This window comes from Rhodococcus sp. BS-15 (assembly GCF_000813105.1).
Taxonomy (GTDB): Bacteria; Actinomycetota; Actinomycetes; order Mycobacteriales; family Mycobacteriaceae; genus Rhodococcoides.
In genome coordinates, this window is the sequence record NZ_BAOX01000307.1 from 1 (window position 1) to 5,635 (window position 5,635).

The following is a 5,635-nucleotide window of genomic DNA, read 5'->3' on the forward strand; positions in this document are numbered from 1 at the left end:
GCTGGCTCGCGCGGTGGCACGTTCGACCTCAAGCCCACGCACTGACGCCCATCGTCAACCTCGCTCGTTGGGGAGGGTTGTCGGTCGGCATCGCCTCGTCCTCCACCCCCGCGCGTCTCGCGGCGGCGTCGGGCAACGGCATGCTCTCCGAACGCGATGTCGCCGTACTGACCGAGGTGTTCGTGCTGCTGCAGCGCCTGCGACTGTCGCATCAGATCGACCAGATCACAGCGGGCCACCGCCCCGGCGACGTGCTGATCATGGCCGATCTGTCGCCGCTCGAACGAAGCCTGCTGACCGACGGCATCCGCGAGATCGCCGCGGTGCAGCGTCGCGTCGGCTATCTGGCGGCCAACGTCGGCGTGCATCGTTGAGTGCGAACGACCAGACTGTGTGCCGTGACCACCAATCCCGTGACCGTTCCCACCCCCTCCACCGTCGAACACCATCGGTTGGCAGAATCGCCGGGGGTCAGCGGCCCGTGGCGTCAGTGGGGTCCGTACCTGGCGGGTCGTCAGTGGGGCACAGTGCGCGAGGACTACTCGGAGGACGGCAATGCCTGGGCGTCGTTCCCGTTCGATCAGGCGCACAAGCGGGCGTACCGCTGGGGCGAGGACGGTATCGGCGGAATCTGCGACCGCTTCGGGTTCCTGAACTTCTCGTTCGCACTGTGGAATCGAAAGGATCCGATCCTCAAGGAACGGCTGTTCGGTCTCGCCAACGAAGAGGGCAATCACGGCGAGGACGTCAAGGAGTACTTCTGGGCCGTCGACGGAACACCGACGCACAGTTGGATGCAATGGCTCTACCGCTATCCGCACGCTGAGTATCCGTACGCCCACCTGCGAGAAGAGAATGCCCGACGCGGGCGTGACGACCGCGAGTACGAGCTGGCCGACACCGGGATCCTCGACGAGAACAGATTCTTCGACGTCCAGGTCACGTACGCCAAGGCCTCGCCCGACGACATCTGCATCACCATCTCCATCACCAACCACGGCCCCGAGGCGGCGTCGGTAGACCTACTGCCGCACCTGTGGTTGCGCAACACCTGGTCCTGGGGACGCGACGACCGGGGCGGAACACTGGCGCAGCTGAGCCCGCCGGACCTCATGGCTGGTGGACTCGAAGCCATCGCCGTCGACCACGGATTTCTCGGTCGCTACTACCTCAGTGCCGAAGGAACCCCGGCAGTTCTTTTCTGCGACAACGAAACCAATGCCGAGGCTCTTTGGGGGCAGGAGAACATCTCGGCCTACCCCAAGGACGGCATCGGCCGCCGCGTCGTCGACGGGGAGCTCGACGCGGTCAACCCGGAGCAGACCGGAACGAAGGCTGCGTTCTGGTATCGCTTCGACGACATCGCGCCCGGCGCAACGGAATCGGTCCGACTGCGGCTCTCGCCCAACCGCCCGGACGAGCAGACGTTCGGGACCGGATTCGATGCCGTCAACGTCGATCGCCAGGCCGAGGCCGACGAGTTCTACGGGGCCGTGATCGGTGCCGATCTCACCGACGTCGACCGGCACGTGGCGAGACGCGCGTACGCCGGTTTGCTGTGGACCAAGCAGCTCTATCGATACGACGTCGAGGAATGGATCGAGGGCGACAAGGTCGGAGCTCCGGCACCGGACTCGAGGCAGGACCCGGGCGGTCGCAACGCACACTGGCGTCACCTGGCGTTGGCCGATGTGATCTCGATGCCCGACGAGTGGGAGTATCCGTGGTTCGCGGCCTGGGACCTGGCTTTCCACGCGATTCCGTTGGCGCACGTCGACGCCGATTTCGCCAAGGAACAGTTGGTGCTCATGTGCCGGGAATGGGCCATGCACCCCAACGGCCAACTGCCCGCGTACGAGTGGGAGTTCGGTGACGTCAACCCACCCGTGCACGCGTGGGCGGCATGGCACGTCTATCGCATCGACGGCTACCGCGATCGCGAATTCCTGGTGCGGGTGTTCACCAAGCTGCTGCTCAACTTCGCCTGGTGGGTCAACCGCAAGGACTCCGAGGGCTCGAACATCTTCGAGGGTGGATTCCTCGGCATGGACAACATCGGTCTGTTCAACAGGTCTGCACCGCTGCCTCCCGGCTTCCGACTCGAGCAGTCCGACGCGACGAGCTGGATGGCGTTCTACTGCCAGCAGATGTTCAAGATCGCACTCGAACTCGCGCGGCACGACAGCGCCTGGGACGACGTCGCGACCAAGTTCTTCTCGCACTTCCTCTCGATCGCGAAGGCGGTCAATTCGTTCGGTTCGCAGCATATTTCGCTGTGGCACGAGGAGGACGGGTTCTTCTACGACGTCCTGGTTCAGCCCGAGGGCGATGCGGTTCCGATGCGGGTGCGGTCGATGGTGGGACTGCTGCCCATCCTCGGTGCCACCGAAATTCCGCCGTGGGTCGAGGACGAATGTCCGGACCTCACCGCCCGCCTGCGCTGGATTCAACGTAGGCGACCGGAGATGGTGAGCCCGCTGCTGGCTCGGCGTGAGGGCGGCGAGGTGCGCATGCTGCTCACGCTCGTCCAACCCGAGCGGCTCAAGCGCATCCTGGCCCGCATGTTCGACTCCGAGGAGTTCCTGTCGCACTTCGGGATTCGATCGCTCTCGGCGTCGTACCGCGAACCGGTCACGTTCGACGTGGACGGCCGTAGCCTGTCCATCGAATACGAGCCGGGGGAGTCGCGTACCGGAATGTTCGGTGGCAACTCCAACTGGCGTGGACCGGTGTGGTTCCCGGTGAACGTATTGCTGGCCGACAAGCTGCGCGCGTACGGCCGGTACTACGGCGACTCGTTCACCATCGAAATTCCCACTGGCTCGGGCAACCATCGCACCCTCACCGACGCCGCCGATCTGATCGACAACGGTCTCGCCGGACTGTTCCGGCCGGTGGACGGCAAGAGGCCTGCGGACGGTAATCGCATCGAGTCCAGTGCCGACCCATTGTGGTCCGAGCACCCGAGCTTCAACGAGTACTTCGACGGAGACACCGGCGAGGGACTCGGGGCAACGCACCAAACAGGCTGGACCGCATTGGTTGCGCACCTGCTCAGGCCGCGTCTGCCGCTGTAGTGCGCTACGCGCAGTGGTGTGCTTATGTGCCTCAGTGGCACTTTTCCACACCACTGCGGCGGAGCCGCATAGTCTGGCGGGATGAAGATTCGCGGCGCAGTACTCGAAGAAATCGGCCGGTCCCGTCCCTTCGCGGACTCGCATCCCATCACCGTCTCCGACCTCGAACTCGGTTCGCCGGGCGACGGCGAACTGCTGATCAGAATCGAAGCCGCGGGGCTGTGCCACTCGGACCTGTCGGTGGTCGACGGCAATCGAGTTCGTCCGGTCCCGATGCTGCTCGGCCACGAGGCCGCAGGTCGAGTCGAAGAAGTCGGACCGGGCGTCGACGACGTGGAGGTGGGCACCCGCGTCGTCATGACGTTCCTGCCGCGCTGCGGCGAGTGTGCCGGGTGCGCCACCGACGGCCAGATGCCCTGCGTCACGGGCAGTGCGTCGAACAATGCGGGGACACTGCTCGGCGGCGGCATCAAGTTGCACCGTGACGGGGCAGAGGTCAAGCACCACCTCGGGGTCTCCGGATTTGCCACCCACGCTGTGGTGAGCCGAAAGTCCGTGGTTCCGGTCGAGGACGACATCCCGGCCGACATCGCTGCAGTCCTCGGCTGTGCGGTACTGACCGGCGGCGGCGCGGTGCTCAACGCCGGAACTCCGAAACCCGGTCAATCGGTGATGGTGGTGGGCCTCGGCGGAGTCGGCATGGCAGCCGTCCTGACGGCCGTATCGGTGGGTGCCGGTGAGGTGATCGGAGTCGACGGGGTCGCGGACAAACTCTCCACCGCAACCGATCTGGGCGCAACGCAGGTCTATTCACCGGCCGAGCTCGCGAGAAGGGAATCAAAGCAGATATCGTGATCGAGGCGGCAGGCAACGCCCGAGCCTTCGAAACCGCCGTCGCTGCAACGGCTCCCGGCGGCAAGACCATCACCGTCGGTCTTCCTTCACCCGACGCCCGCTCGTCCATCTCGCCGCTGGGCCTGGTGGCGGAGGCGCGCACGATCATCGGCAGCTACCTGGGCTCCGCCGTGCCGGCACGCGACATCCCGACCTACGCCCAGATGTGGCGTGAGGGAAGGCTGCCCGTCGAAAAGCTGATCTCGTCGAGAATCACGTTGGACGAGATCAACCGCGGCATGGACGAATTGGCCGACGGCAACGCGATCCGTCAGGTCATCGTCTTCGATTGAGCATCAGCGATGGGACGCCGTGGCGACCCACCGGCCGCGTTGCGTAGTGATCTCGATGGGATGGTCGAAACACTCACTGATGTTGTCGGTGGTCAGCACCGCGTCGACGGCTCCCTGCGTCTGCACTCTTCCGTCACGGATGAGCAGGGCGTGGGTGGTCGAGGTAGGGATTTCCTCGAGGTGATGAGTCACCAGAATGCTGGCCAGGCTCGGATGCTCGACCCGCAGCGAGTCGAGAGCACTCAGAAGTTGTTCGCGGGCAGCGAGATCGAGGCCGGTGGCAGGCTCGTCGAGCAGTAGCACTGCAGGGTCGGGAAGTAGAGCGCGGGCGATGAGCGCTCGGCCTCGCTCGCCCTGGGAGAGTGTGTGCCACGATGCCTCGGTGCGATGGGCGACGCCGAGGGAATCGATCAGCCGGTGCGCACGTGCAATCTGGTCCTCGGTGGCCGACCATCTCGGAATCAGATCGGGAGTGTTGGTGAGCCCGGTCAACACCACCTGGAACAGCGTCAGCGGAGCCTCGATCTTCAACCGCGGATCGACGTGGCCGATGTGCGTCCGCAATTCGCGCATGTCCACCCGGCCGAGGCGATGACCGAGAACGTGCACGGAACCGTGCGTGGGATGAACGAGCGCGCCGAGCAGGCTGAGCAGGGTCGATTTGCCCGCGCCGTTGGCACCGAGCAACACCCAGTGTTCACCCTCCTCGACCCGCATCGTGGCGTCGCTGAGCAGGTATCGGCCGCCGCGGACGAGGTCGACTCGGTCGGCGAACAGGACGTTGGATGGCACCGAACGACCGTAGCTGCCGGGGCGGATCGTGGAGAAGTAGGCTCTGAGGTCGGTAGAACCGACAAGACGACGAAACGAGTGTGGGTACGACGTGAGTGCAACGGCACCTGTTCGAGTAGGGGTACTGGGGTCACGCGGCAAGGTCGGTCAGGCCATCTGTGCCGCCGTCGAGGCAGCAGACGATCTCGAGCTCGTGGCGACCGTCGACCAGGGCGATCCGCTGGCGAACTTCGTCGACGCGAACGCCCAGGTAGTAGTGGATTTCACCCATCCCGACGTGGTGATGGACAACCTGCAGTTCCTGATCGAGCAGGGCATCCATGCAGTGGTCGGCACCACCGGATTCGACGACCGGCGCCTCGAGCAGGTTCGCGAGTGGTTGGCAGGTTCGCCGCAGACGGGTGTGCTGATCGCGCCCAACTTCGCCATCGGCGCGGTGCTGTCCATGCGATTCGCACAGCAGGCAGCGCGGTTCTTCGACTCCGTCGAGGTGATCGAACTGCACCACCCCAACAAGGCCGATGCGCCGTCGGGCACGGCGTACCGCACTGCCGCGTTGATCGCCGAGGCACGCGCCGC

3 protein-coding genes and 2 pseudogenes are annotated in these 5,635 nt (G+C 65.2%); 4 read left to right on the forward strand and 1 reads right to left on the reverse strand.

The annotated features are described in order from the left end of the window. The 3 genes and pseudogenes from RHBS_RS23430 to RHBS_RS23440 all read left to right on the forward strand — a co-directional run. Positions 1-374, forward strand: a pseudogene (locus RHBS_RS23430) (putative nucleotidyltransferase substrate binding domain-containing protein); the annotation flags it as partial. 24 nt (positions 375-398) lie between these two features. Continuing rightward, positions 399-3,077 (forward strand): glucosidase, encoded by a 2,679-nt coding sequence (locus RHBS_RS23435; protein ID WP_237669611.1) that lies wholly within the window; start codon positions 399-401, stop codon positions 3,075-3,077. Between the two features lie 81 nt (positions 3,078-3,158). Further along, positions 3,159-4,264: pseudogene (locus tag RHBS_RS23440) on the forward strand (alcohol dehydrogenase catalytic domain-containing protein). A gap of 3 nt (positions 4,265-4,267) precedes the next feature. Here RHBS_RS23440 and RHBS_RS23445 read toward each other — a convergent pair. Continuing rightward, entirely contained in the window at positions 4,268-5,056 is a 789-nt protein-coding gene (locus tag RHBS_RS23445) for an ABC transporter ATP-binding protein (RefSeq protein WP_121870075.1), read from the reverse strand. Between the two features lie 91 nt (positions 5,057-5,147). On the opposite strand from RHBS_RS23445, the gene RHBS_RS23450 reads away from it, so the two are divergent. After that, positions 5,148-5,635, forward strand: a 488-nt coding sequence (locus RHBS_RS23450; protein ID WP_272913892.1) for a 4-hydroxy-tetrahydrodipicolinate reductase, incomplete at its 3' end; no start/stop codon positions are given.